Origin of the sequence: Kribbella sp. NPDC023855, assembly GCF_040639475.1 — a bacterium.
GTDB lineage: Bacteria > Actinomycetota > Actinomycetes > Propionibacteriales > Kribbellaceae > Kribbella.
This window is the reverse complement of record NZ_JBFAAA010000012.1, coordinates 15,705-36,577: the sequence shown is the minus strand read 5'-3', so window position 1 is coordinate 36,577 and position 20,873 is coordinate 15,705. Positions and strand designations below refer to the sequence as shown.

The following is a 20,873-nucleotide window of genomic DNA, read 5'->3' as shown; positions in this document are numbered from 1 at the left end:
CGAACTCCCTTGTTCTAAAGGCTTTGGACGGCGACCAGCGGTTGCCACCGCCGGTACGCCTCGAGGTCGATGTCCCCGGCAACGGGGGTCAGTACTGCGGCAGCTGACGCCGCTACGGCCGACTTCAGCACCGAGGGCCAGCCGGGTTCGGGGCCTCGAGCGATGGCGGCCGCGACGACCGCAGTACAGGCGTCGCCTGCGCCGGTCGGGTTGCCCGAGACCTGCTCGACGGGGCGCGCGCGCCAGACACCTTGATTGCTGGCGGCAACCATTCCGCGGGCGCCGTCGGTGATCACCGCGGCGGTCGCGCCGGACGACACCAGCTGCCGAGCGCCTTCTTCCACGCTCAACTCCCCCAGCGCCTCGCGGAGCTCGGCGGCGTTCGAGCGGACCACGGCACCGGCCTTCGCGGCCGCGACCAGCGCGCTGCCGCCGACATCGATCACCGACAGTACGTCGTGGTGCCGGGCGCGCACAGCCAGCTCCGCATAGGCGTCAGCCGGCAGACCGGGCGGCAAGCTCCCCGAGCAGGCGAGCACGTCCAGCTTCGCCCATGGCATCCGGTCATGGAAGGCGCGCCACTCGTCCTCCGACACCGCCGGTCCCGCTTCGTTGAAGATGGTCGCGTCGCCGTCGACACCGTTGACGATGGCAACGGTTCGCCGGGTCTCGCCGCGGATCGGGGTGAGCAGCGCGGTCAGGCCGGCGTCGAACAGTTCCTCGGCGACAATCTCGCCGGTCAGCCCGCCGACGAAACCCAGCGCGAGCACCTGATGCCCGAGTGTCGCCGCAACCCGGGCCACGTTGACGCCCTTCCCGCCGGCGCGTTGCCGCGGCGAGCCGACCCGGTGGCTCCCGCCGACAACCAGCTCGGGAACGTCGTAGGTGACGTCGAGCGCGAGGTTGAGGGTGACGGTCCCGATCAGTCCAGCCACGAACCGGCCCGCATCACCTTCTGGACCTGGTAGTCCTCGTCCAGCACGACCAGGTCGGCCCGCTTGCCGGTCTCGATTCCGCCGACGGTGTACCAGCCGAACGCCTCGGCCGGGGTCGTCGAGGCCATCCGCGACGCGTCGACCAGTGACACCCCGGCCTTGACCGCGTTGCGGTAGGCAACGTCCATCGTCAAGGTGCTGCCGGCAATCGAGTGAGTGCCCTCGGCAAGCGTCGCCAGCCCGTCCTTCACGTCCACTTCGAGACTGCCCAGCATGTACCGCCCGTTGGGCATTCCGGTGGCAACCATCGCGTCCGTGATCAGCGCGATTCGGTTCACCCCGGCGGCGGCCAGCGCGACCCGGACCACCTGCGGGTCGAGGTGCATCCCGTCGTTGATCACTTCGAGCAGCAACCGCGGATCGTTCAGCGCGGCACCGACCGGACCGGGATCGCGGTGATGGAACGGCCGCATCCCGTTGAACAAGTGGGTCGCCACCGTCGCCCCCGCGTCGGCCCCCGCGATCATCTGCTCGTACGTCGCGTCCGTGTGCCCCAGCGCCGCGACGACCCCGGCGTCGACGACCTGGCGGATCGCGTCCAGCCCGCTCGGCAGCTCCGGTGCGATCGTCACCATCTTCACGGCGTCGCTGAGCACCTTGGCCACATCGCCCTCGACGGGATCGCGCAGCAGCGACGGTTCGTGGGCCCCGCACCGCGCGGCCGACAGGAACGGCCCTTCCAGGTGGACGCCCGCGATCACTCCGTCGGTGACGAGGTCCGCCAGGCAGGCGGTCTGGGAGACCAGCTCGTCGAGCGGCCCGGTGACCAGACTGGCCATCGTCGTCGTGGTGCCGTGCTTGGCGTGGAAGGCCGCGACCTTGCGCGCCTCCTCGGGATCGGTGGTCGAGTACGTCGCCCCGCCACCGCCGTGCGTGTGGATGTCGACGAACCCGGGCACGACGGTCACGTCGCCGAGATCCTCCGGCCGCTGCCCATCCGCGGGCATCCCGTCCGAGCGCCGCCCGAAGGACAGGATGTCGCCGTCGGAGACCTGCAGCCAGGCGTTCTCGAGCACATCGTCCGGGGTGACGAGCCGCGCCACCCGATACGTCGTCATTGCGTCTCTTCTCCGCTCTCGTCGGCCGCCACCCGGTCCCACGCCATCAGCGCGGCGCCGAGACAGCCGGCCTCTTCACCCAGTACGGCGGCCACGATCTCCGGCTCGCGCTGGAAGGTCAGCCGCGCGTGAACACCTTCGCGCAGCGGTGCGAGCAACGTCTCACCGGCCCCGACCAGTCCACCGCCGATGGCGATTCGCGTCGGCGCGACCAGCGTCGTGTACATGACGAGTGCGTCGACCAGCGCGGCCAGCGCCTCGCTCCACACCACCGCGGCATCGGCATCGCCTTGCGCGAGCAACTCCAGGACCTCGCGGGCGCCGTCGACGACCCGGCCCGTCCGCAGGTGGTACCGGCGGGCCAGTGCAGCCGCGGAAGCCACTGTCTCCAGGCATCCCCACTGGCCGCACGCGCACTGCTCGGCCGTCTCGCCGTGGACGAAGCGCGTGTGACCCAGTTCGCCGGCGTAGCCATCACCGCTGACGAGGGACCCGTCGACCACCATCGCGGCCGCGATCCCCGTGCCGAGCGGGAGGAACAGGGAGTTCGTAGTACCGGTGAGTGCGCCTTGGCGTAGCTCTGCGTAGCCGCCACCGCGCACATCGTGGGCGAGCAGGATCTGCTGGTCAGGTCCGACCGCCTCCTGCAGCGCGGCCAGCACCGGCGTACCGGCCCAGGCCAGGTTCTCCGCGACGACCGTGCCGTCCTCGGCGTTGATGATGCCCGGTACGACGACGCCGACCGCGCGCACCCGGTGACCGTCGGCGGCGGCCTTCTGCTCGAGCTCGACCACGGTCTCCAGCAGGGCGTCGAGAACCTTGCGGCCCCCACCTCGTGGGTCGTCGACGGCACGCGGTGTCGGCCTGGTCTCCCGGTGCAGCACGGCACCGTCGGCGGCGACCAGGCCGCACTTCATCCGGGTTCCACCGAGATCGACGGCAACCACGACTTCACTGGGGTCCACGGAGCGCCATTATGCAGCGTTACCTACCGGTTCGAACATCCGCGAGCAATTTCTGGACAACCCCGACCAGCCCACCGGGGCCCGTCAGCTGCGCAGTCCCCGGTCGAAAGCGGCGACCAGGAAGGCGATCAGGTTCTCCGCCAGCCGGCCCGGTTCCTCCTCGTTGCCCAGACCGTTGCCCTGACCGTTGCCCAGGCCGACGGGCTCCCCGCCCGGTGCTCTGCTCAGCGCCTGCGACTGGTGCAAGGCCAGGAGACCCAGCATGTTCACGAAGCCGAACGCCACTGCTTCCGGTGCCGCCTCCGGCAACGCCGCCTGCAGTGCGGCCAGGTACCGCGCTTCGACGGGATCGGACTCGGCCGCGTACAGCTCGCGGATCCGCTGACTCGGATCGAAGGCGACCCGGCCGATGAACCTGGCCACCACCGGCCCGCGCTCACCGCGGCGCAGGACCAGATCCAGGCCCGGCTCGATGAAGGCACGGATCAGTTCCTCGACGGCCGGATCCCCCTTCTCCTCCAACTGGTCCAGCCGGCGCCGCCGCTCGGTGTTCACCGGCGCCATCGCGCGGGCCACCGCCGCCCGGAGCAGGGCTTCCTTCGAGCCGAAGTGGTAGTTCACCGCCGCGATGTTGGCCGCCGCCGCGACCGTGATCGCCCGCAGCGAGGTCCCCTCGTAACCGCCCTCGCCGAACCGCTGCTCGGCGATGTTGAGCAGCCTCTCCCGGGTTGATTCCACGGGTGTCTCCACAGAGTTCTCCTTCCCCCCGGCCACTGCTCGCTCAGGCACCCCACCTGCTCACGCGCCGTAGCCTGCAGTCAGCATAGTTCAAACGGTCGTTTGAATGAGAGTGGTCAGGGCAGTAAATCTGGAAAGAAGCTCAGAAATCACGGGAATCCCCGCTCTCCTGCGCCTGGAGGCCGGGCGTTAGGGTCTAACGGCATGACCACGTTGCGGATCGCACCGCGCTTCAGGGGGCCGGCCCAATCAGGCAACGGGGGCTACGTCGCAGGCCTGGTCGGTACTGCGCTGGCCGCGGTGGCCGCCGCGGACACGGCTCCGCGCGTGCGGCTGCTGGTGCCTCCGCCGATGGAGACCGACCTGGAGCTCTCGGTCGAGCCGGCCCACGCGACGCTGACCGACGGAGCTTCCGAGGTGGCCGTCGGTCACACGGTCGACGCGGAGACCTTGTCCGACGCGACCATCGACCCGGTCGCTCCGGATGAGGCGCTGGCGGCGGAAGCGAAGTACCGGGGGCTGGTCAGTCATCCGTTCCCGGGGTGCTTCGTCTGCGGGCCGGAGAACGCCGAGGGGTTGCAGTTGAAGCCCGGGCCGGTGGGCGATGGACGGACGGCCTGCACGTGGCACCCGGCCGATGATCTGGTCGGCTCTGACGGGCTCGTCGACTCCGTGTTTCTCTGGGCGGCGCTCGACTGTCCGAGCGGGTGGGCGATCGATCTGGAGGGGCGCCCGTCGGTGCTCGGCCAGATGTCGGCCTGCGTGGATGCTCGTCCGCACCCGGGCGAACCCTGTGTCGTGATGGGCCGGATCCTCGCCGAGGACGGGCGCAAGACTCACACCGCCAGCACCTTGTACGACTCCGACGGCCGCGTGCTGGCGAGGGCCCGCCAGACCTGGTTCCTGGTCGACCCGGCCACCTTCAACGCCGGCTAGTCGTTCTTGGCGGGCGGCTGGTCGGGTGCCGGCTAGTCGTTCTTGGCAGCGGCCAGGGCCTGGACGATCAGCCCGTTGCGGATCTTCTGGCCCGCCGGCGTCGTGTGCGCGCCGTCGCGCAGGTAGCGCCGGGGCCGGCTGGGGTCGGCCGCGAGGAACTCCGCCCAGCGGGCCAGCTTCAGGTTCGGGTGCTTGCTCTCGGCCGCACGCAACTGCCGGTTGACCCAGGCGCTGTTGGCCCGATCCGGTTCGACCGTTCTGCGCCGCTCGACCGCCACCGTCACCCAGACGACGGTCCGGCGCCGGCCGACGATGCTCATCACCCGTTCGACGTTGCCGGCCACCGCCGGCGGGTCGAAAATGTCGTTGGTTCCCACCGCCATCAGGATCCGGTGGGGCAGGCCGTAGGTCCGCGCCCAGATCTCGAGCGCGTCCGTGGCCGGTCCGCTGGGGTGTCCCGCCCAGTTGTGCGTGGCGAGGGCGTCACCGGTCGTGGCCGTCAGCTGCCGGATCAGGGCGGGAGTGTCCTGGATGGCCAGACTGTCCCCGAACATCACCACCCCGTTGGTGCGCACCACCCGCCGGATCTCGCTCGGGTCCGAGATCACCCGGCGCTTGGTCTGCCACGGCGCCAGCTCCCCCGAGCCGTACTTCCCGCTCGACGGCTGGGCGGCCGGCTGGGTCGACGGCTCCGTCGACGACTTGGCCGACGACTGGGGCGGCCGCTCGGACAGCGGCTGGAAGGGTGGTTGGGTCAGATCCGGATCGTCGGAGCCCTCGAGCTCGCAACCGAGCGACGTACCCACCGCCGCCGCGATCGCCCCGATCAGTACCGTACGCCGCGTAGCCCCCACCGAGTTCCTCATACTCTTCAAGACTGATGAAACGCCTTCTTCGTTGAGTCAGGGAACCATATTTGCAGGTTCTTGCAAATCCGGGTGCGAGCAGCTACCGAGTGCGAGCAGCGTGCGCACGCACCTTGGCCCGGTTGCCGCAGGTGCCCATCGAGCACCACCGGCGACGTCCGCGGGGGTCGAGGAAGAGCCATCCACAGTTGTCGCCCGGGCAGAGGCGGACGTGATCCCTCGCGGGGCCGGTGAGCAGTTCCGACGCGAGCAACGCCAGCTGGTCGAGCGGCATCCCGAGGTCTTCCGGCAGCTCCCACGCCGCCCGCACCCCGAGCCCGTCGGCCGGTACGGGGCTCAAGTGCCGGCGCGCGGTGGCACGATCCACCGCGCGCGACACCGCGTCGAACGATCCGGCTGCCGCCTCGTCCGTCAGTACGTCGTACAGGTCGGCCCGGAACTCCCGGACCGCGTCCAGCCGCCGCGTCGCGTCCGTCGGTTTGCCCGAGGCCTGCTCGATCAGCCGGAACACGCTCGCGTCGGAGAGCAGGCCGACGTACCCGTTCCAGATCACGAAGGCCTCGTACGACGTGAGCCACTCACTCGCCGCCGGACCCCGACCGGCGAAGTCCGAGCGGGTGTTGAGGAAATCCAGGACGGGGTCGGCGCCGACGGGTTTCGGCAGCACGATGCCCTGGACCAGCTCCAGGTGGGACGGCAGCGTGGACACCGGTCAGCGGGGAGTCTGGGCCGGGGTCGGTACCGGGATGCTGACGTTGCCGTTCTGCGGGATGACCATGAACTGGATCTTGCCCGACTCGATCGCGGATTTCAGCAGGTAGCCGTTCGCACCGAGCATCGCGACCTGCTGCTTGACCGACTGCAGCTCGACGTTGACCTGCTGGTTCTTCTGCTCCTGGGCCTGCCGCGCGAGTTCGGCGCGCTGCTTGGCCTCGAGGCCGTCGATGATGCCCTTGTCCAGCGGGGTCGGCTTCTGGATCGTGAAGGACAGCTCGCCACAGGCGTTGTTGCCGGTGTAGGCCGGGCCGCAGAAGTAGTCGCCGCCGACGGCGGCCGGCAGCAGCCGGGTGAACGCCGCGGACGCGGCGGTCTGGAACTCCGCCTTCTTCTTCTCGTTGTTGTAGAGCTCGGCCCAGGCGTAGCTGGTGCCGACCGCGGCCAGCGCACGGTCGATCTGCGGCCGGAAGTAGGACTGCAGCATGGCGTTCCAGCCCTCGTCCTCGTAGGCCTCGGTCTTCAGACCGATCCGCTCGTGGAACTGCTGGATCACCTCGGGCTTGCGGTTCAGCGTGAAGTACACCTGGACCCGGACGCCGAGCCGGACGTTGTCCTTGCTGACCACCGTCACCTCGTCGGCGTTCTCGGTGTCAGCGCCGGCGCCGCCGATGATGTAGGAGCGCTGGTCGATCGGGTAGGAGTAGATCGTGTCGCCGGGCCCGATCAGCTTGTTGGTGGCGCCGGGCGGGATGATCGACTTGAACTTCTTGTCCTCGACCACGCCGCCGCCGTAGTGCAGGCCGATCTTGTTCGCCTCGGTGCTGGCGAAGTTGAAGATGTTGAACAAGATGATCAGCGCGACGACGATCGCGATCAGGATGCCGATCACCTTCGCCTTGCCGCCACCCCCGCCCTTGATCGCCGTTGCGTTCCCCAGCTTTGCCATCAGCGGTCGAGCTCCTTGTTGTCGGTCAGTCGCCGGATGTCGGCGAGGGTCAGGTCGGCGGTGAGCGCGACGTCGCGCGGCACCGACGGATGCGAGGAGAGCGTACGCAGCCCCTGCTCGGCAGCCGCGACCGCCTTCTCGAGCCGCCGGACCTCCTGGATCAGCGCCTTGGTCTCGCCGTTCAGTTCGGTCACGGCCTGCTCCGCGGAGACGGCCCGGCGGTACGACGACCAGGCGAACCAGACGGTTCCGACCAGCACGATGAGAGCGGGCAGTCCGAGCCTGATGACCATGGCTCCATGGGACCACGAGACGGCGTTCATCTGTCGGCGAAAACTGGTTGAACGCACGTCGCTCGCGACGTAGGTTCTGAGTACACGCGAAGGGAGGTGGTCCAACGCATGAATTGCAATCGGACTCGTGAGGTGGCGGCGGGCTAACCGCCAACCACTGTTTGACAAGTGGGCATGTGGCTAGTCAGTACGACGCCGGCCACCGGATCCGCGGGTAGTCAGGAAAGTCCGCCTGACCCTGAGCTCGACCACCCGGTCGTGTCCCAGGAAGTGCCCGCGGGTCTCTTTTTTTGCCCAACCGCCTTGCCTTACTCGGGGAGCGGGCAGTCGAGGCCGAGGGCCTCGCCGATCTCGAACAGTTGCGCCTGGAAGTAGGCGCCGGCATCCTCCAGCGCCCAGTGCAGCTGACCGAAGACCTCCATGCAGATCAGCCCGTAGAGCCGCGTCCAGTAGGTCAGCGACAAGTAGATGGCCCCGGCCGGCATTCCGTCGAAGTACTCCGCCTTCTGGGTCAGCTGGGCGAGCAGCTCCGGCCCGAGCGCCTCCTCGGGGGGATGGGCGAACGGCTGCTGGCGATACACCTTCGCGACCAGGTCCTTGAAGACCGCGCCGAACCGCATCGCCGCTTGGTGTCCCGGCGTCAGCTCGTGGTGCTCGGCCAGCGGGTTCGGCACCGGCGCACCGAAGAGCAGCCCGAACTCGGCCGGATGGGCCAGCGCCCAGTCCCGCAGTCCGCCGGCGATCAGGAACAGCTGGCCACCGAGGTCGGCCCCCGGGTCGCTGTCGCGCAGGGCGATCAGCGCGTCGGTCAGTTCGTCGTACAGGTCGGCGATCAGGGCGGAGATCAGCGCCTCGTGGCTGTCGAAGTACCGGTAGAGCGCGGGTGCGCTGAGGCCGAGCTCGCGGGCGACCGCGCGCAGGCCGACGGCCGGCACCCCGCCCTCGACAAGCAGTTTGCGAGCGGCGGCCTTGATCTCGGCAACGGTCGCGGCCCGCTGCCGGTCCCGCCGGGTCTCGCCCGTCTTCAGGTCCACCGAAAGCCCTTCTTCCACCGATCTTGACAAGCAGACCCTAGTGCTGCGTAGTGTTTACACCGTTAACTGTTAACGGTGTTCACCGCCGCGATCACTGTTCAATGTACGCCCGCGGGAGGGCTTCGTGTTCGAGACACTCGGCAGGTTCACCTACCGGCGCCGCCGCCTGGTGCTGGCACTGACCGGGGTCTTCGTGGCCGCCGCCCTCGCCTGGGGCACCGGGGTCTTCGGCTCGCTGGCGAACGGTGGATTCGAGGCGCCCGACACCGAGGCGTACCGCGCGGTCCGGACGATCGAGCAGGCCGTCGGCCGGACCGGTACTGACGTGATCGTGCTCTACCGCAGCGACTCGCGAACCGCGTCCGACCCGGCCTTTCGGCAGACCGTCGACGACCATCTCGCGGAACTTCCCACCAGCGAGGTGGTGCGCAAGGCGACCTTCTGGAGCACCAAGTCACCCGCGTTCGTGTCGAAGGACCAGCACTCGACGTACGCCGTACTGACGCTGGCCGGGGCCGATCCCGAGGAGCGGCTGGAGACCTTCCACAAGATCGCCTCGCAGGTCCGGCAGGCGCCCGCCGGGCTGGACGTGAAGGTCGGCGGTGAGGTCGCCGTCTTCGACGAGGTGAACACGCAGACCGAGCACGACATCGTGCAGGCCGAGTCGATCTCGCTGCCGATCGTGCTGATCCTGCTGGTGGTGGTCTTCGGTGGTCTGGTCGCGGCCAGCTTGCCGCTGTTCGTGGGCGGATTGGCGATCCTCGGTGCCTTCGTGGTCCTGCGCGCACTGGCCACCTTCACCGACGTCTCGGTCTTCTCGATCAACATCGTCACGATGATCGGCCTCGGACTCGCGATCGACTACGCGTTGTTCATCGTCACCCGGTTCCGCGAACAGCTTGCGCTCGGCAACGATGTCGAGACCGCCCTGGCGGTGACGATGAGCACGGCCGGCCGGACCGTCGCGTTCTCCGGTGTCACGGTCGGCGTGGCGATCTCGAGTCTCGTGCTGTTCCCGGTGATGTTCCTGCGCTCGATGGCGTACGGCGGCGCTGCCGCGGTGCTGGTGGCGATGATCGCGGCGCTGACCGCGTTGCCCGCGCTGCTGGCCGTGCTCGGCCATCGGGTGAACAACCTGCGGATTCCGTTCTTGAAACGCCACGTGGGTTCTAGCGAGCATGGCGCCTGGTACCGACTCGCGCACAGCGTGATGCGCCGTCCGATCCGGTACGTCGTTGTCCTGGTGCCGTTGTTGCTCATCCTCGGGATTCCTTTCCTGCAAGCGCAGTTGGGCGGGGTCGACCATCGCGCCCTTCCCGCCGGCGCCGACAGCCGGACGGTCACCGAGGTGTTGCAGAGCGACTTCGCCGGCGCGGGCGGTTCCGACGTACTGGTTGCTGCTCGGGTGTCGTCGGGTGATCCGGCGACGGTGCTGGCGCCTTATATCGCTGAGCTACAGCAGGTGAAGGACGTCACGGGTGTGCAGTTGGCCGGCTTCAAGGACGGCATCGCATCCGTGGTCGTGCACACGCACTACACCTCGCAAGAGTTGCCTGCTCGCGACGTGGTGGAGGGTGTCCGTGCGGTCGATCCTCCGGCCGGAGTCTCGATCGAAGCCGGCGGAGATACCGCGGCACTTGTCGACCTGCTGGAGGTACTGCGCGAGCGCGCGCCGTGGATGGCCGGGTTCATCGTGCTCGTGACCTTCGTGCTGCTGTTCGTTGCCTTCGGCTCCGTTGTGCTGCCGGCCAAGGCCTTGCTCATGAACGTGTTGTCGCTGTCCGCCTCGTTCGGCGCGATGGTGTGGATCTTCCAGGACGGCAACCTGTCCGGCCTGCTCGACTTCACCCCGGCCGGCTTCCTCGACGCGACCAACCCGGTCCTGCTGTTCGCCGTACTGTTCGGGTTGTCGATGGACTACGAGGTGTTCCTGCTCAGCCGGATCCGGGAGGAGTACGACCGGACCGGCGACAACAGCCAGGCGGTTGCCCTCGGCCTGCAACGCACCGGCGGCATCATCACCAGTGCGGCGTTGCTGCTGATCATCGTGGTGGGCGCGTTCGCCACCTCGGGCATCGTGTTCGTGAAGATGATCGGGATCGGCCTGGTGATCGCGATCGCGATCGACGCGACCGTGGTCCGCGCGCTGCTGGTGCCGGCCACGATGCGGTTGCTCGGCCGCGCCAACTGGTGGGCTCCTGAACCGCTGGCCCGGTGGTGGCAGCGGCACGGCTTTCGCGAGACGGGACCGGCTGAATCAGGTGAGCCAACGCCACCACGCGAGCTAACTCGAGTCGGCTAAGGCTGCAAGCGCTGCAGGCGCCAGGAGTCGCCGGCCTTGAGGTACTGCAGGCGATCGTGCAACCGGCCGACGCGGCCTTGCCAGAACTCGAACACGGCCGGTTCGATCCGGTAGCCGCCCCAGAAGTAGGGGGTGGCGATCTCGGTCCCCTCCGGCCACTGCCGCTCGTACGACGCGTACTGCAGATCCAGCTCCTCGCGAGACTCCACCGGCTGGCTCTGCTGGGAGGCCCAGGCACCGAGCTGGGAGCCGCGCGGCCGGCTGGCGAAGTACGCGTCCACCTCGTCCTGCGGCAGCTTGCTCGCGGTGCCTTCGACGCGCACCTGCCGTTCCATCGCGTGCCAGGGGAAGACGAGGGCGCAAGCCGGGTTGACCGCGAGGTCGTCGGCCTTGCGTGACTGCTGGTTGGTGTAGAAGACGAAACCGCGCTCGTCGAGACCCTTCAGCAGGACGGTCCGCGCGGACGGCTTCCCATCGCGGTCGGCTGTCGCGAGCACCACCGCGTTCGGCTCGTGTAGGCCGGCGTCGGCCGCCTGGGCGAGCCACAGCGCGAACTGCTTCACCGGGTCGGCGTCCACCTGGTGTTCGAGCAGCTCACCCAGGCCGTACGTCTGCCGCATCTCTCCAAGGTCCACGACCCGAGCCTAGTGCTGCTGGTACGGACCGTCCTGCGTGTGGGAGCCGTGTGGCGACTGAGGACCCTGCTGCGGGTTGCCCGGCTGCGGGAAGGTGCCCGGCTGCGGATGAGCGCCTTGCTGCGGGAAGGTGCTGTGCTGCGGGTACTGGCCGGGCTGGCCGGTCGGGAAGGTGTCCTGGACGCGGAGCGCGGTCTTGCGCGCGTCATGGAGGAGCCTGCTGGCGCCAAGCGCGATGAGGAGCACTCCGACGAACAGCATCGAGCCGTCCCAGGCGATCGAACTGCGGAATCTCGGCTGCCCGGGGACCTCGAAGAGCTTGCTGAGATCGATGGCCAGCCTGATCGGCAACACGTGGAGCGCCAGCGAGACGACCGTCCACAACAGACCGGCCCCGATCATCACCCCCGCGGCGATCGGCCGGATCGACATCAGCAGGCCGACGACCGCCGCGATCACGACGATCAGCACCGCCCACATCAGGCTGCTCCCGTCGTTCTGGTACCGGATCAGCCGCAGCATCATGTGACCGCTGGCATACGACAGAGCCATCATGCTGAGCCAGGCCACCACCACACCGGTGACCACTCCGCCGAGCAGGCCGGGCAGTTGGTTCGGAGAGCGCGTCATGGAGTGACCCTAGACGCCGACCCGGTCACAGATCTGTCCGCAAGGCTGGCCGGAGAACTATGCTGCCTGAGCGCCTAACGAGGACAAGGGAGTCGCCGGGGATGTCAGATCCAGTAGTGCCGAAGGCCGAGGTTCAGCATGGGCTGGAAGGTGTCGTCGCGTTCGACACCCAGATCGCCGAGCCGGACAAGGAAGGGTCGGCGCTGCGGTACCGCGGGGTGGACATCGAGGATCTGGTCGGCCGGGTGCCGTTCGAGAACGTCTGGGGCCTGCTCGTCGACGGTGCCTTCACGCCTGGTCTGCCGCCCGCCGAACCGTTCCCGCTCCCCGTACACACTGGTGATGTCCGGGTCGACGTGCAGTCCGCGCTGGCGATGCTCGCGCCCGCCTGGGGTCTGCGGCCGCTGTACGACATCGACGACGTCCAGGCCCGCGACGACCTGTCCCGCGCGGCCGTGATGGCGCTGTCGTACGTCGCCCAGGCGGCTCGTGGCATCGGGCAACCGATGGTGCCGCAACGCGAGGTGGACAAGGCGACCACGATCACCGAGCGGTTCATGATCCGCTGGCGCGGCGAGCCCGACCCCAAGCACGTCAAGGCGGTCGACGCGTACTGGACCTCCGCCGCCGAGCACGGCATGAACGCCTCCACCTTCACCGCCCGGGTGATCGCCTCCACCGGCGCCGATGTCGCCGCGGCCCTGTCCGGTGCGGTCGGCGCGATGTCCGGCCCGCTGCACGGTGGCGCGCCGGCCCGCGTACTGACGATGATCGAAGGCGTGGAGAAGAGCGGCGACGCCCGCTCGTACGTGAAGGGCCTGCTGGACGCCGGTGAGCGCCTCATGGGCTTCGGCCACCGCGTCTACCGCGCCGAGGACCCGCGCGCCCGCGTACTTCGGCGTACGGCGCAGGAGCTGGACGCGCCCCGCTACGAGGTCGCCCAGGCCCTGGAGCAGGCCGCGCTGGCCGAGCTGCGCGAGCGCCGGCCCGACCGGGTACTGGAGACCAACGTCGAGTTCTGGGCCGCCATCGTGCTGGACTTCGCAGAGGTCCCGCCGCCCATGTTCACCTCGATGTTCACCTGCGCCCGCACGGCCGGCTGGAGCGCCCACGTCCTTGAGCAGAAGCGCACCGGCCGCCTGATCCGCCCCTCCGCCATCTACTCCGGCCCCCCAACCCGCCCCGCCACCTCAGTAGAAGGCTGGAGCCAGAAGTGGGCCTGAGGTCTCCTGGGTGAGCCCGCAGGATCCACCCAAGGCCGACGACCTGCTGGTGGTGTCGCCGGTCAAGGCGTTCACCTGCAGTGCCTGCGGGACGACCGACGCGGGGCTGATGCGGCTGAGGACGATTCGCCGCACTGCCTCGCGTGCGTCGATCTGGACCATCTGGTCTTCCTACCCTCGGGCAACACCGCCTTGACGCGGCGTGCGCGCAAAGCGAGCACGTTGTCAGCTGTCGTGATCCGCTGGAGCAAGGCTCGCAAGCGGTACGAGCGGCAGGGAGTGCTGGTCGAGCAGCCCGCGCTGGAACTCGCTGAGGAGCAGTGCCTCGCCGACGAGGACGTCCGCGCGCGGCAGCGGGAGCGCGCGCGGGAGAAGCGAGCGGTCGAGGATGTCGACTTCCAGAAGCGGATGGCCCAGGAGATCCTCCGGCTGTTCCCCGGCTGCGACGCGAACCGGGCTGAGGCGATCGCCGAACATGCCGGCACCCGCAGCAGTGGACGCGTCGGCCGGTCAGCCGCCGGCCGGGCTCTGGAGGAGAACGCCGTCACGCTCGCGGTGGTGGCGTCCATCCGCCACCTCGATACGCCGTACGACGAGCTACTGATGGCCGGTGTGCCGCGTGCCGAGGCGCGCGAGCGGATCAGGACACAGGTCGACGAGGTGCTCGACCAATGGCGCCGTCCTCGCTAGGCGAGTGACCGGTCCGCTGCTTGTACTGCCGGCTGAAGTAGGCGATGTCGGTGTAGCCGAGGGCGGCGGCGACCTGGGTGACTGTCAGGCCGGTCTCTGTCAGGAGTTGGTGCGCTCGCTCCACCCTCGCCTGGATCACGTACTGCGCCGGTGAAGTGCCGTGCTGTGCGTCGAACCGGCGGGTGAACTGCGCTCTGGAAAGCGCTGCCTGGGCAGCCATCTCCGCGACGCTCCAGTTGCGGCTGGGGTCCTGCCGGATCGCCTGGGCGACCTCCTGGACCGCAGTGTCGGTCGCACTCGGCTGCGGGCTGTACGCCGCGTCCCAGATCAGCCCGAGCAACTGCTCCAGACACAGCTCAGCCTGCCTGCGCCCCAACGGATCACCCCGCCGGTACGCCGTATCGCTGCTGCGAGCCAGCGCTCCCAGCAGCACCCGGTCAGCAACCTCAGCCCACCGCTCCCCCGGTACTACGCCCGCCGGGCTGGCGGCGAAGTGCATCCCGAAGACCAGCAGCCGCCGCCGCGGATCGTGGCTGGCCGTCGGTGCGTCACCGGGGGCGAACACGGCGCAGACGCCGGGACCGAGCTCACGGGTGTTGCCGTTGAGCTCCAGCCGGCCGATGCCGTCGAGTACGCACCACAACAGGTGGTCCTCGAGCGGTCGCGACACCCAGGACCAGCTCGGCTCGCACCGCCAGAACGTCGGCGGGCTGAACAGCTCGAGCTCGACCGGACCGGCGAGGGCCGGGGCCGGGGTTGCGGCTGCGGCTGCGGCTGCGGCGGCTGGGCTTGGGTGATGCGTCAAAAGGTCAAGTCCTTGCGTCGATCGACCGTCGCTGATGCGGGCTCTGGAAGGAAGGATCTGATTGTCAGCATAGTCGCGGGAGGCACCGGTGAGCGGTTCGTTCAAGCAGGAGTTCGACAGCGCGGGGTACACGCTGGTCCGTGGGTTGTTCGCCGTCGACGAGGTGGAGCGGCTGCGGGATCACTACATGGGCTTGCGCCGCCGGGGGTCCTACGAGAACGACGTGGTCGGAGTACAGGCTGATAGCCGGGATCCGTTGCGGCGGTATCCGCGGATGGCGCAGATGCACCGGTGGGACGAGTTGTCGCTGCAGTGGCTGATCGACAGCCGGCTGGACGAGGTGATGACCGGGCTGCTGGGCAGGTCGCCGTACGCGGTGCAGACGATGATCTACTTCAAGCCGCCGGGCTCACGCGGGCAAGCGTTGCATCAGGACAACTTCTATCTCAAGGCCGAGCCGGGGACGTGCGTGGCGGCCTGGATGGCGCTTGACGAGGTCGACGTGGAGAACGGGTGCCTCGAAGTCGTGCCGGGCAGCCACCGATGGCCGATCCTGTGCACCGAGAAGGCCGACACCAAGGTGAGCTTCACAGACATCACCGTCCCACTGCCTGAACCGGACGCCGCAGTACCGGTGGAGATGGCGCCTGGAGACGTCCTGTTCTTCCACGGCGCACTGGTCCACGGCAGCGCCCCCAACGTCAGCACAGACCGCTTCCGCCGCGCCCTGATCGGCCACTACATCCAGGGCGAGGCCAAACAGGTCGCCGAGTACTACCACCCAGCCCTCCAAATGGACGGCACTCCCCTAAACCTCGACGTATCCCAGGGCGGCGGCGCCTGCGGCGAATGGGTACCCAGCGAGAACGGCCCAGTAGCCGTCCTAACCGGCCAAGAAACCCTCACCCGCAAACACGAATAAACCCGCCGCCGCCCACCGCCCCGCACCACCCCGCCTCGCACCGCCCCCGCCCTCCACCACCCGGCCACCCGACCACCCGACCACCCGACCAGCCCTTCCACACCACCGCGAGAACCACACCACGCGGACACCCACCTCGCCTGTCCCGCGAGACACCCCCACCACAACCGCGCGCACCCCCAAATCAGAACAAGGCGGACGCCCACCCCAGCCACCGCGGCGGACCTCCGCCTCATCACCGCGACGAGCACCCCAGGCAACCCTCCCGCCACACCAGGCGGACACCGCAGATGGACGTCCTGGCGGGATGTGGAAGACTGGTGAGTGCTGACAGCGTCGTCGGCGAGATGTTCAGCAGACGACGAAGGGAAACGCTGGTGACCAGCGACATCATCATCCCCGCAGAGCTCAAGCCCGCCGACGGACGGTTCGGTGCCGGTCCGTCCAAGGTGCGCCCCGAGGCCGTCGCGGCCCTGGCGACCGAGGGTGCGAAGCTGCTCGGCACCTCGCACCGCCAGGCCCCGGTGAAGAACCTGGTGGCCCGCGTCCAGCAGGGTGTCTCCGACCTCTTCCAGCTGCCCGACGGCTACCAGGTCGTGCTCGGCAACGGCGGCTCGACCGCGTTCTGGGACATCGCGACGTTCGGGCTGATCCGGGAGAAGAGCCAGCACCTGAGCTTCGGCGAGTTCTCCTCGAAGTTCGCCAAGGCCGCTCAGCTGGCGCCGCACCTGGGTGAGCCGAGCGTCATCAAGGCCGACCCGGGCACCCGCCCGGCGCCGGTCGCCGAGGCCGGCGTGGACCTGTACGCCTGGCCGCACAACGAGACCTCCACCGGTGTGATGGCGCCGGTCAAGCGGGTCGAGGGCGCCGACGAGGGCGCGCTGGTCGCCATCGACGCCACCTCGGGCGCCGGCGGGCTGCCGGTCGACATCAACGAGGTCGACGTGTACTACTTCGCGCCGCAGAAGTGCTTCGCCTCCGACGGCGGCCTGTGGATCGCGCTGATGTCCCCGGCCGCGCTGGCCCGGGTCGAGGAGATCACCGCCTCCGGCCGCTGGATCCCGGCGTTCCTGGACCTGGCGACCGCGATCGACAACTCCAGCAAGAACCAGACCTACAACACGCCGTCGCTGGCGACGCTGTTCCTGATGGCCGAGCAGACCGACTGGATCAACAGCCAGGGCGGCCTGGAGTGGAGCGTCGCCCGCACCACCGACTCCAGCAACCGGCTGTACACCTGGGCCGAGAAGTCCGACTACGCAACCCCGTACGTCGAAGACGCCGACGCCCGGTCCCTCGTCATCGGCACCATCGACCTCGACGACTCGATCGACGCTGCAGCGGTCGCGAAGGTACTCCGCGCCAACGGCATCGTCGACACAGAGCCGTACCGCAAGCTCGGCCGCAACCAACTCCGGGTAGCAATGTTCCCGGCCGTCGACCCAGACGACGTCGAAAAGCTCACCCAGGCAATCGACTACACCGTAGAAAAGCTCCGCTGAACTAGCAGTACCTAAGAGCAGCCGTCACCCCCGCGGGGTTGACGGCTGCTCTCATGTTCCGCGCCTTGTCCCTCACCCCCCGCCTGCACCTGACCGGTGCTGCCCCTCGGGGCAGCTTCCATCCGCTTGGATGTGTGCGCACCTGACCTTCCACCTGCGCGGCGGATGGAACCAGCTGTGCTCGAGGACCGAGCACTGCGCACTCGCCAACTGCCCGTGTCGGAAGCCAGACACGGCTGTTAACTGTAGGTCGCCGTGGTCTGTCGGGTAGTGCTGGGCGCTGTGGTTGGGTTGGCTGTGGGGGTTAGGCGTTGGAGCGGCGGCGGCCGTGGGGGTTGGGTGGGGGTTGGCCTGTTAGGCGGGCGTTTTCGGCCATGCGGTCTAGGCGTTCGCGGCGGCCGGGTGGGAAGGTGACGAAGGTGATGATGAGGGCCAGCAGTCCGGCGCCGATGATGATCCAGCGGAGGCTGTGGTTCTGCTTGGGTTCCGAGTTGGCGCTCGCGGCCGGCTTCGGCTTCCCCGTGGGGGCGGAGGAGGCGGGCGGTTTCGCGGCGGACTTCTTCCCCGGCGGGAGCATCTGGTAGACCGGCGAGTTGTCGCCCTCACTGCCGACCAGGATGTCCGTCCCGGCCGGTCCCACCGCGACCGACTCTCCCTGCGCGACAGGCGTGCCCGCGCGGGCGACCAGCGTCGGGGTTTCTCCCCACGCCACGGTGGCGACGTCGATGTAGGTCCGCAGTACGACGGTCTTGCCGTCCGGCATGAAGGTGCCGTCGGTCACCCCGTACGGCGAAGCCGGGGCGTCGCCGAGCTTGGTCAGCTCGTTCGTGCCCTCCCGCGACGACGTCTCGGGCGCCGCGTAGATCGCTCCCGGTTTCGTCTTGACCTTGGTGACGAAGTACAGCCGCTTCGTCTCCGGCTCGATCAGCAGTGTCTCGGCGTCGTGGGCGCCGTCGGGATACTCGAAGTCGTACCGGTGGAACTTGACGTTCTCCTCGTCCTCGAGCTGGGCCGGCTCGGGGATCGTGTACACCTCGATGGTCTTGCGGGTGCGGGTGTTGTCCCCGATGTCGGCGATGTAGATCATGCCGTCGCGGTCGACCCCGACCGCTTCCACGTCGCGCACCGGCGCCTTGAACTTGAGCTCGACCCGCACCTTGCCCTTGGCATCGACCCCGAACACCCGGGCGGTGTCCCCGGAGTCGTTCACGGTCCACCAGATGCTGTCGTACTTCGCGCTCTTGGCGAGCCCGGAGGACTCGTCCACCCGGCTGTCGTTGATCGAGAACAGCTTCTTCGGTGCGCCAGGAGTCGGATCCGCGGCCGCGGCCGGACCGGCCGGGATCGCGGCTCCGCCCAGGCTCAGCAGGGTCACCGCGGCCAGGGTGAGGGCGTTGCGCAGCAAGCTCAAAGCACCGCCTTGCGGTCGGGGGCAAGGAGCAGCGTCGCGAGCCGCGGCTGGACCTGCCACTCCCCGGTCAACGCCTCGTACTCCGCCCGCACCTCGGGGCCGGCCGTCGCCCCGGTCCGGGCAGCCCGGAGCAGCAGATTGCGCGGCGTGTGCTGACTGTCCACGAACTGCACCACCTCTACCCGGTAACCGACCTGTCGTAGTACCGCCGCCCGCAGGGAATCGGTCAGGACGTCGGCGAACCGCTCCCGAACGATGCCATATCTGGTGAGAAGCGCGTAAGGCGCCGGTGGTTCGACGCTCTTGAGCTGTTTTTGGATGTCATGGTGACAGCACGGCGCCGCCAGGATCAGCGGAGCCTCCCAGCCGACCGCCCGCGCCAGCGCGTCGTCGGTCGCCGTGTCGCAGGCGTGCAGCGCCAAGACGACGTCCGGCCGGGTGTCGAGCTCCGCCTCCGCGATGGTCGCGTCGACGAACCGGAGGTGGTCCTGCCACCCGAGCGCCGTGACTCGTTGGGTGTTCCGCTCGCGCGCGGCCGGAGTACGGTCGATGCCGGTCATCCGGACGTCGTGCCCGGTCGCGGTCAGCAGGTGGTACGCCGCGAGCGTGAGATAGGCGTTCCCGCAGCCGAGATCGACCACGTGAAGCGGCCGCCCGGTCTCGATCCGGCCGGCTGCCAGCGCGTCCTCCACCGCCGGCAGCAGCAACTTGCAGAACTCGTCGATCTGCTTGTACTTCGACTGGCGCGACGGCTTCACCCGGCCGCGATGGTCACTGATGCCCAGCTCGATCAGGAACGGCGCGGCCGGATCGAGTGTCCGCTGCTTGGTCCGGTCGTGCGAGGTCTCCTGCTCGTGCTGCTCCGCCTGCCGATGCAGCAGCGACTTGCCCTTCTTGGTGTACCGCAGTCGCAGCGTCTCGGCGGTCGTCTCCACATGCCAGCTCCCGTACGGCGCCGCGAGCAACTCGTCCACCACCGCGTCGGCCGCGGCAGGACCGGCGTTGCGGGTGTGCGCCTGCCGCTCGTCGAACTCGGTGACCTGCAGATGCCGAACGCCCTTCAGGTCGACATACCGCACCTCGACCCGCTGGTAATTCGGCGCCTCCGCCCCCCGCCGCCGCCCAGACCCGATCGCCCGAACCAGCCCACCCGGCTCCAACAAAGCAGCCCGCACCGCATCCCGAGCCTCAGACTCCTCACCCACACCAGCCCCCGCAACAGCACCCACACCCGCGTCGGAGCCAGCGTCGAGGCCCCCGTCCCCAGGCACGTCGGAGCCAGCGTCGGAGCTCCCCTCGCTCACGGCGAGGTTCTCGTCGGAGCCAGCGTTGGGGCTCGCATCCCCCGCGTCGCTGCGCACGTCGGAGCTTGCGTCGCCCGCGTCGCCACGCGCGGCGGGGCCAACCTCAGGGTCTGCGTCACCCGCGACCCTGCGCACGTCGGAGCGCGCGTCGGCGTGCGGGTTGGTGTCCGCGTTGCGCGCCCGCTCGTCCGCTTGCTGGTCAGCCTGCATCGCGCCATTGTCGCCGACCCCGCTACGAGATCACAAAACGGTCTCGTCCCGACCCGCAGGGTGGGCAGTTGCCCTGGACATCACGCGTACCCGCCCGGCGTGCGGCTTGCTGACGCCAGCCGGTCGCGCGCGGCCAATCGATGCAGCGCTCAGCACCCCCGACTCAGGTGAGCTTCTCCTCCTCGCTGAGGAGATTGAGGGCTCTGAGGCGGGTCTCGATACCGCCTGGTTGACGGCCGAGGGCGGCCACCAGCTCGTCCTTGGTCGCGCCGTTGTTGAACATCTCGGTCAGTTGGTCCTCCTGCTCCTTCGTCCAGAGCCGGAAGGCGTTCGGATAGGTCTTGCGCGCTTCCTCGATCCGGCGGCCGAACGAGCGGGCGGCCGGCAGTTCCAGCGCGCGGATGCGCATCTGCCGGTGCCGGCCCACCTCCTCGCCGTCGCGCCAGAACACGATGACGCCGTCGTCGAACGTCATCAGGTCGGACGGAACGTCGCAGTAGTCCGCGTCCTCGAGCATCACCCGCACCATGGTCAATCTCCTTCTCCTCGACGGGCCGCCCGGCCACTGCAGCCGCGTCCGTGCCCAGCTTTTCTTTCTCACCAGAGAAGATGCCGCGATCCGGGCCGCCGGCGAGGAAAAAGTTCAGACCTGTGGACAACCGGCCGGAGCCAGGCGAGGCACGGGGCGGCA

22 protein-coding genes are annotated in these 20,873 nt (G+C 68.9%); 6 read left to right on the top strand and 16 right to left on the bottom strand.

Going from position 1 to position 20,873, the window contains the following annotated elements; all coding sequences use genetic code 11:
* Positions 1–14: 14 nt before the first annotated feature.
* The 4 genes from AB0F51_RS31715 to AB0F51_RS31700 all read right to left on the bottom strand — a co-directional run bounded on the left by AB0F51_RS31715 (position 15) and on the right by AB0F51_RS31700 (position 3,768).
* Complete coding sequence (locus AB0F51_RS31715) at positions 15–935, bottom strand: hexose kinase (RefSeq protein ID WP_360285776.1); 921 nt, start codon at positions 933–935, stop codon at positions 15–17.
* The gene (gene nagA / locus AB0F51_RS31710) at positions 923–2,053 is read right to left on the bottom strand and encodes an N-acetylglucosamine-6-phosphate deacetylase (RefSeq protein ID WP_360285775.1); all 1,131 of its coding nucleotides are present in this window, start codon (positions 2,051–2,053) and stop codon (positions 923–925) included. Before nagA ends, AB0F51_RS31715 begins: the two co-directional genes overlap by 13 nt.
* Complete coding sequence (locus tag AB0F51_RS31705; RefSeq protein ID WP_360285773.1) at positions 2,050–3,018, bottom strand: ROK family protein; 969 nt, start codon at positions 3,016–3,018, stop codon at positions 2,050–2,052. The genes nagA and AB0F51_RS31705 overlap by 4 nt, the downstream gene beginning before the upstream one ends.
* 84 nt (positions 3,019–3,102) lie before the next feature.
* Positions 3,103–3,768: a TetR family transcriptional regulator gene (locus AB0F51_RS31700; RefSeq protein WP_360285772.1), complete on the bottom strand. Its 666-nt coding sequence runs from the start codon at positions 3,766–3,768 to the stop codon at positions 3,103–3,105.
* 192 nt (positions 3,769–3,960) lie between these two features.
* Between AB0F51_RS31700 and AB0F51_RS31695 the strand changes: the two genes are divergently transcribed.
* Positions 3,961–4,692 (top strand): hypothetical protein, encoded by a 732-nt coding sequence (locus AB0F51_RS31695; RefSeq protein ID WP_360285771.1) that lies wholly within the window; start codon positions 3,961–3,963, stop codon positions 4,690–4,692.
* A gap of 32 nt (positions 4,693–4,724) precedes the next feature.
* Here AB0F51_RS31695 and AB0F51_RS31690 read toward each other — a convergent pair whose 3' ends face one another.
* The 5 genes from AB0F51_RS31690 to AB0F51_RS31670 all read right to left on the bottom strand — a co-directional run bounded on the left by AB0F51_RS31690 (position 4,725) and on the right by AB0F51_RS31670 (position 8,548).
* On the bottom strand, positions 4,725–5,558 hold the full coding sequence (locus tag AB0F51_RS31690) for a hypothetical protein (RefSeq protein ID WP_360285770.1): 834 nt from the start codon (positions 5,556–5,558) through the stop codon (positions 4,725–4,727).
* 82 nt (positions 5,559–5,640) lie between these two features.
* Positions 5,641–6,267 (bottom strand): CGNR zinc finger domain-containing protein, encoded by a 627-nt coding sequence (locus tag AB0F51_RS31685; RefSeq protein ID WP_360285768.1) that lies wholly within the window; start codon positions 6,265–6,267, stop codon positions 5,641–5,643.
* Between the two features lie 3 nt (positions 6,268–6,270).
* Positions 6,271–7,221: an SPFH domain-containing protein gene (locus AB0F51_RS31680; protein WP_360285767.1), complete on the bottom strand. Its 951-nt coding sequence runs from the start codon at positions 7,219–7,221 to the stop codon at positions 6,271–6,273.
* On the bottom strand, positions 7,221–7,514 hold the full coding sequence (locus AB0F51_RS31675) for a hypothetical protein (RefSeq protein ID WP_360285765.1): 294 nt from the start codon (positions 7,512–7,514) through the stop codon (positions 7,221–7,223). Before AB0F51_RS31675 ends, AB0F51_RS31680 begins: the two co-directional genes overlap by 1 nt.
* Before the next feature lie 308 nt (positions 7,515–7,822).
* Entirely contained in the window at positions 7,823–8,548 is a 726-nt protein-coding gene (locus tag AB0F51_RS31670; protein WP_360285763.1) for a TetR/AcrR family transcriptional regulator, read from the bottom strand.
* 124 nt (positions 8,549–8,672) lie between these two features.
* On the opposite strand from AB0F51_RS31670, the gene AB0F51_RS31665 reads away from it, so the two are divergent.
* Positions 8,673–10,850: an MMPL family transporter gene (locus AB0F51_RS31665; RefSeq protein WP_360285761.1), complete on the top strand. Its 2,178-nt coding sequence runs from the start codon at positions 8,673–8,675 to the stop codon at positions 10,848–10,850.
* On the opposite strand, the gene pdxH is transcribed toward AB0F51_RS31665, so the two are convergent.
* Both pdxH and AB0F51_RS31655 read right to left on the bottom strand, forming a co-directional pair.
* Positions 10,847–11,485, bottom strand: a complete 639-nt coding sequence (pdxH, locus tag AB0F51_RS31660) for a pyridoxamine 5'-phosphate oxidase (RefSeq protein ID WP_360285760.1) — start codon at positions 11,483–11,485, stop codon at positions 10,847–10,849. The two genes, AB0F51_RS31665 and pdxH, sit on opposite strands and share 4 nt — an antisense overlap.
* 9 nt (positions 11,486–11,494) lie before the next feature.
* A complete protein-coding gene (locus tag AB0F51_RS31655; RefSeq protein ID WP_360285759.1) occupies positions 11,495–12,115 on the bottom strand; it encodes a hypothetical protein in 621 nt (206 codons plus the stop codon).
* Positions 12,116–12,216: 101 nt separating this feature from the next.
* On the opposite strand from AB0F51_RS31655, the gene AB0F51_RS31650 reads away from it, so the two are divergent.
* Complete coding sequence (locus AB0F51_RS31650) at positions 12,217–13,338, top strand: citrate synthase 2 (RefSeq protein WP_360285758.1); 1,122 nt, start codon at positions 12,217–12,219, stop codon at positions 13,336–13,338.
* Here the strand turns inward: AB0F51_RS31650 and AB0F51_RS31645 are convergent.
* Positions 13,306–13,500, bottom strand: coding sequence for a hypothetical protein (locus AB0F51_RS31645; protein ID WP_360285757.1), 195 nt, complete (start codon positions 13,498–13,500; stop codon positions 13,306–13,308). The two genes, AB0F51_RS31650 and AB0F51_RS31645, sit on opposite strands and share 33 nt — an antisense overlap.
* A 60-nt stretch (positions 13,501–13,560) precedes the next feature.
* Here AB0F51_RS31645 and AB0F51_RS31640 point away from each other — a divergent pair, with 60 nt between their 5' ends.
* Positions 13,561–14,028 carry a DUF2293 domain-containing protein gene (locus AB0F51_RS31640; RefSeq protein WP_360285756.1) on the top strand — a complete coding sequence of 156 codons (468 nt, stop codon included), beginning with the start codon at positions 13,561–13,563 and terminating at the stop codon, positions 14,026–14,028.
* On the opposite strand, the gene AB0F51_RS31635 is transcribed toward AB0F51_RS31640, so the two are convergent.
* Complete coding sequence (locus AB0F51_RS31635) at positions 13,979–14,833, bottom strand: AraC family transcriptional regulator (protein ID WP_360285755.1); 855 nt, start codon at positions 14,831–14,833, stop codon at positions 13,979–13,981. The genes AB0F51_RS31640 and AB0F51_RS31635 overlap by 50 nt on opposite strands.
* An 88-nt stretch (positions 14,834–14,921) precedes the next feature.
* Between AB0F51_RS31635 and AB0F51_RS31630 the strand changes: the two genes are divergently transcribed.
* Complete coding sequence (locus AB0F51_RS31630; RefSeq protein ID WP_360285753.1) at positions 14,922–15,755, top strand: phytanoyl-CoA dioxygenase family protein; 834 nt, start codon at positions 14,922–14,924, stop codon at positions 15,753–15,755.
* A gap of 347 nt (positions 15,756–16,102) precedes the next feature.
* Entirely contained in the window at positions 16,103–17,257 is a 1,155-nt protein-coding gene (gene serC, locus AB0F51_RS31625) for a phosphoserine transaminase (protein WP_360286075.1), read from the top strand.
* A gap of 304 nt (positions 17,258–17,561) precedes the next feature.
* Here the strand turns inward: serC and AB0F51_RS31620 are convergent, their stop codons facing one another.
* The 3 genes from AB0F51_RS31620 to AB0F51_RS31610 form a co-directional block, all read right to left on the bottom strand.
* Entirely contained in the window at positions 17,562–18,668 is a 1,107-nt protein-coding gene (locus AB0F51_RS31620) for a hypothetical protein (protein ID WP_360285752.1), read from the bottom strand.
* Positions 18,665–20,182 carry an SAM-dependent methyltransferase gene (locus AB0F51_RS31615; protein ID WP_360285751.1) on the bottom strand — a complete coding sequence of 506 codons (1,518 nt, stop codon included), beginning with the start codon at positions 20,180–20,182 and terminating at the stop codon, positions 18,665–18,667. The genes AB0F51_RS31620 and AB0F51_RS31615 overlap by 4 nt, the downstream gene beginning before the upstream one ends.
* A gap of 163 nt (positions 20,183–20,345) precedes the next feature.
* Positions 20,346–20,711: a hypothetical protein gene (locus tag AB0F51_RS31610; protein WP_360285750.1), complete on the bottom strand. Its 366-nt coding sequence runs from the start codon at positions 20,709–20,711 to the stop codon at positions 20,346–20,348.
* Positions 20,712–20,873: the final 162 nt, after the last annotated feature.

Bases quoted from the DNA above. Each gene is read 5' to 3' on its own strand.
- serC (WP_360286075.1), top strand. From the start codon at position 16,103: ATGTTCAGCAGACGACGAAGGGAAACGCTGGTGACCAGCGACATCATC.
- AB0F51_RS31675 (WP_360285765.1), bottom strand. From the start codon at position 7,514: ATGGTCATCAGGCTCGGACTGCCCGCTCTCATCGTGCTGGTCGGAACC.
- AB0F51_RS31690 (WP_360285770.1), bottom strand. From the start codon at position 5,558: ATGAGGAACTCGGTGGGGGCTACGCGGCGTACGGTACTGATCGGGGCG.
- AB0F51_RS31645 (WP_360285757.1), bottom strand. From the start codon at position 13,500: ATGGTCCAGATCGACGCACGCGAGGCAGTGCGGCGAATCGTCCTCAGC.
- AB0F51_RS31650 (WP_360285758.1), top strand. From the start codon at position 12,217: ATGTCAGATCCAGTAGTGCCGAAGGCCGAGGTTCAGCATGGGCTGGAA.
- AB0F51_RS31680 (WP_360285767.1), bottom strand. From the start codon at position 7,221: ATGGCAAAGCTGGGGAACGCAACGGCGATCAAGGGCGGGGGTGGCGGC.
- AB0F51_RS31610 (WP_360285750.1), bottom strand. From the start codon at position 20,711: ATGGTGCGGGTGATGCTCGAGGACGCGGACTACTGCGACGTTCCGTCC.
- AB0F51_RS31615 (WP_360285751.1), bottom strand. From the start codon at position 20,182: ATGCAGGCTGACCAGCAAGCGGACGAGCGGGCGCGCAACGCGGACACC.
- AB0F51_RS31655 (WP_360285759.1), bottom strand. From the start codon at position 12,115: ATGACGCGCTCTCCGAACCAACTGCCCGGCCTGCTCGGCGGAGTGGTC.
- nagA (WP_360285775.1), bottom strand. From the start codon at position 2,053: ATGACGACGTATCGGGTGGCGCGGCTCGTCACCCCGGACGATGTGCTC.
- AB0F51_RS31695 (WP_360285771.1), top strand. From the start codon at position 3,961: ATGACCACGTTGCGGATCGCACCGCGCTTCAGGGGGCCGGCCCAATCA.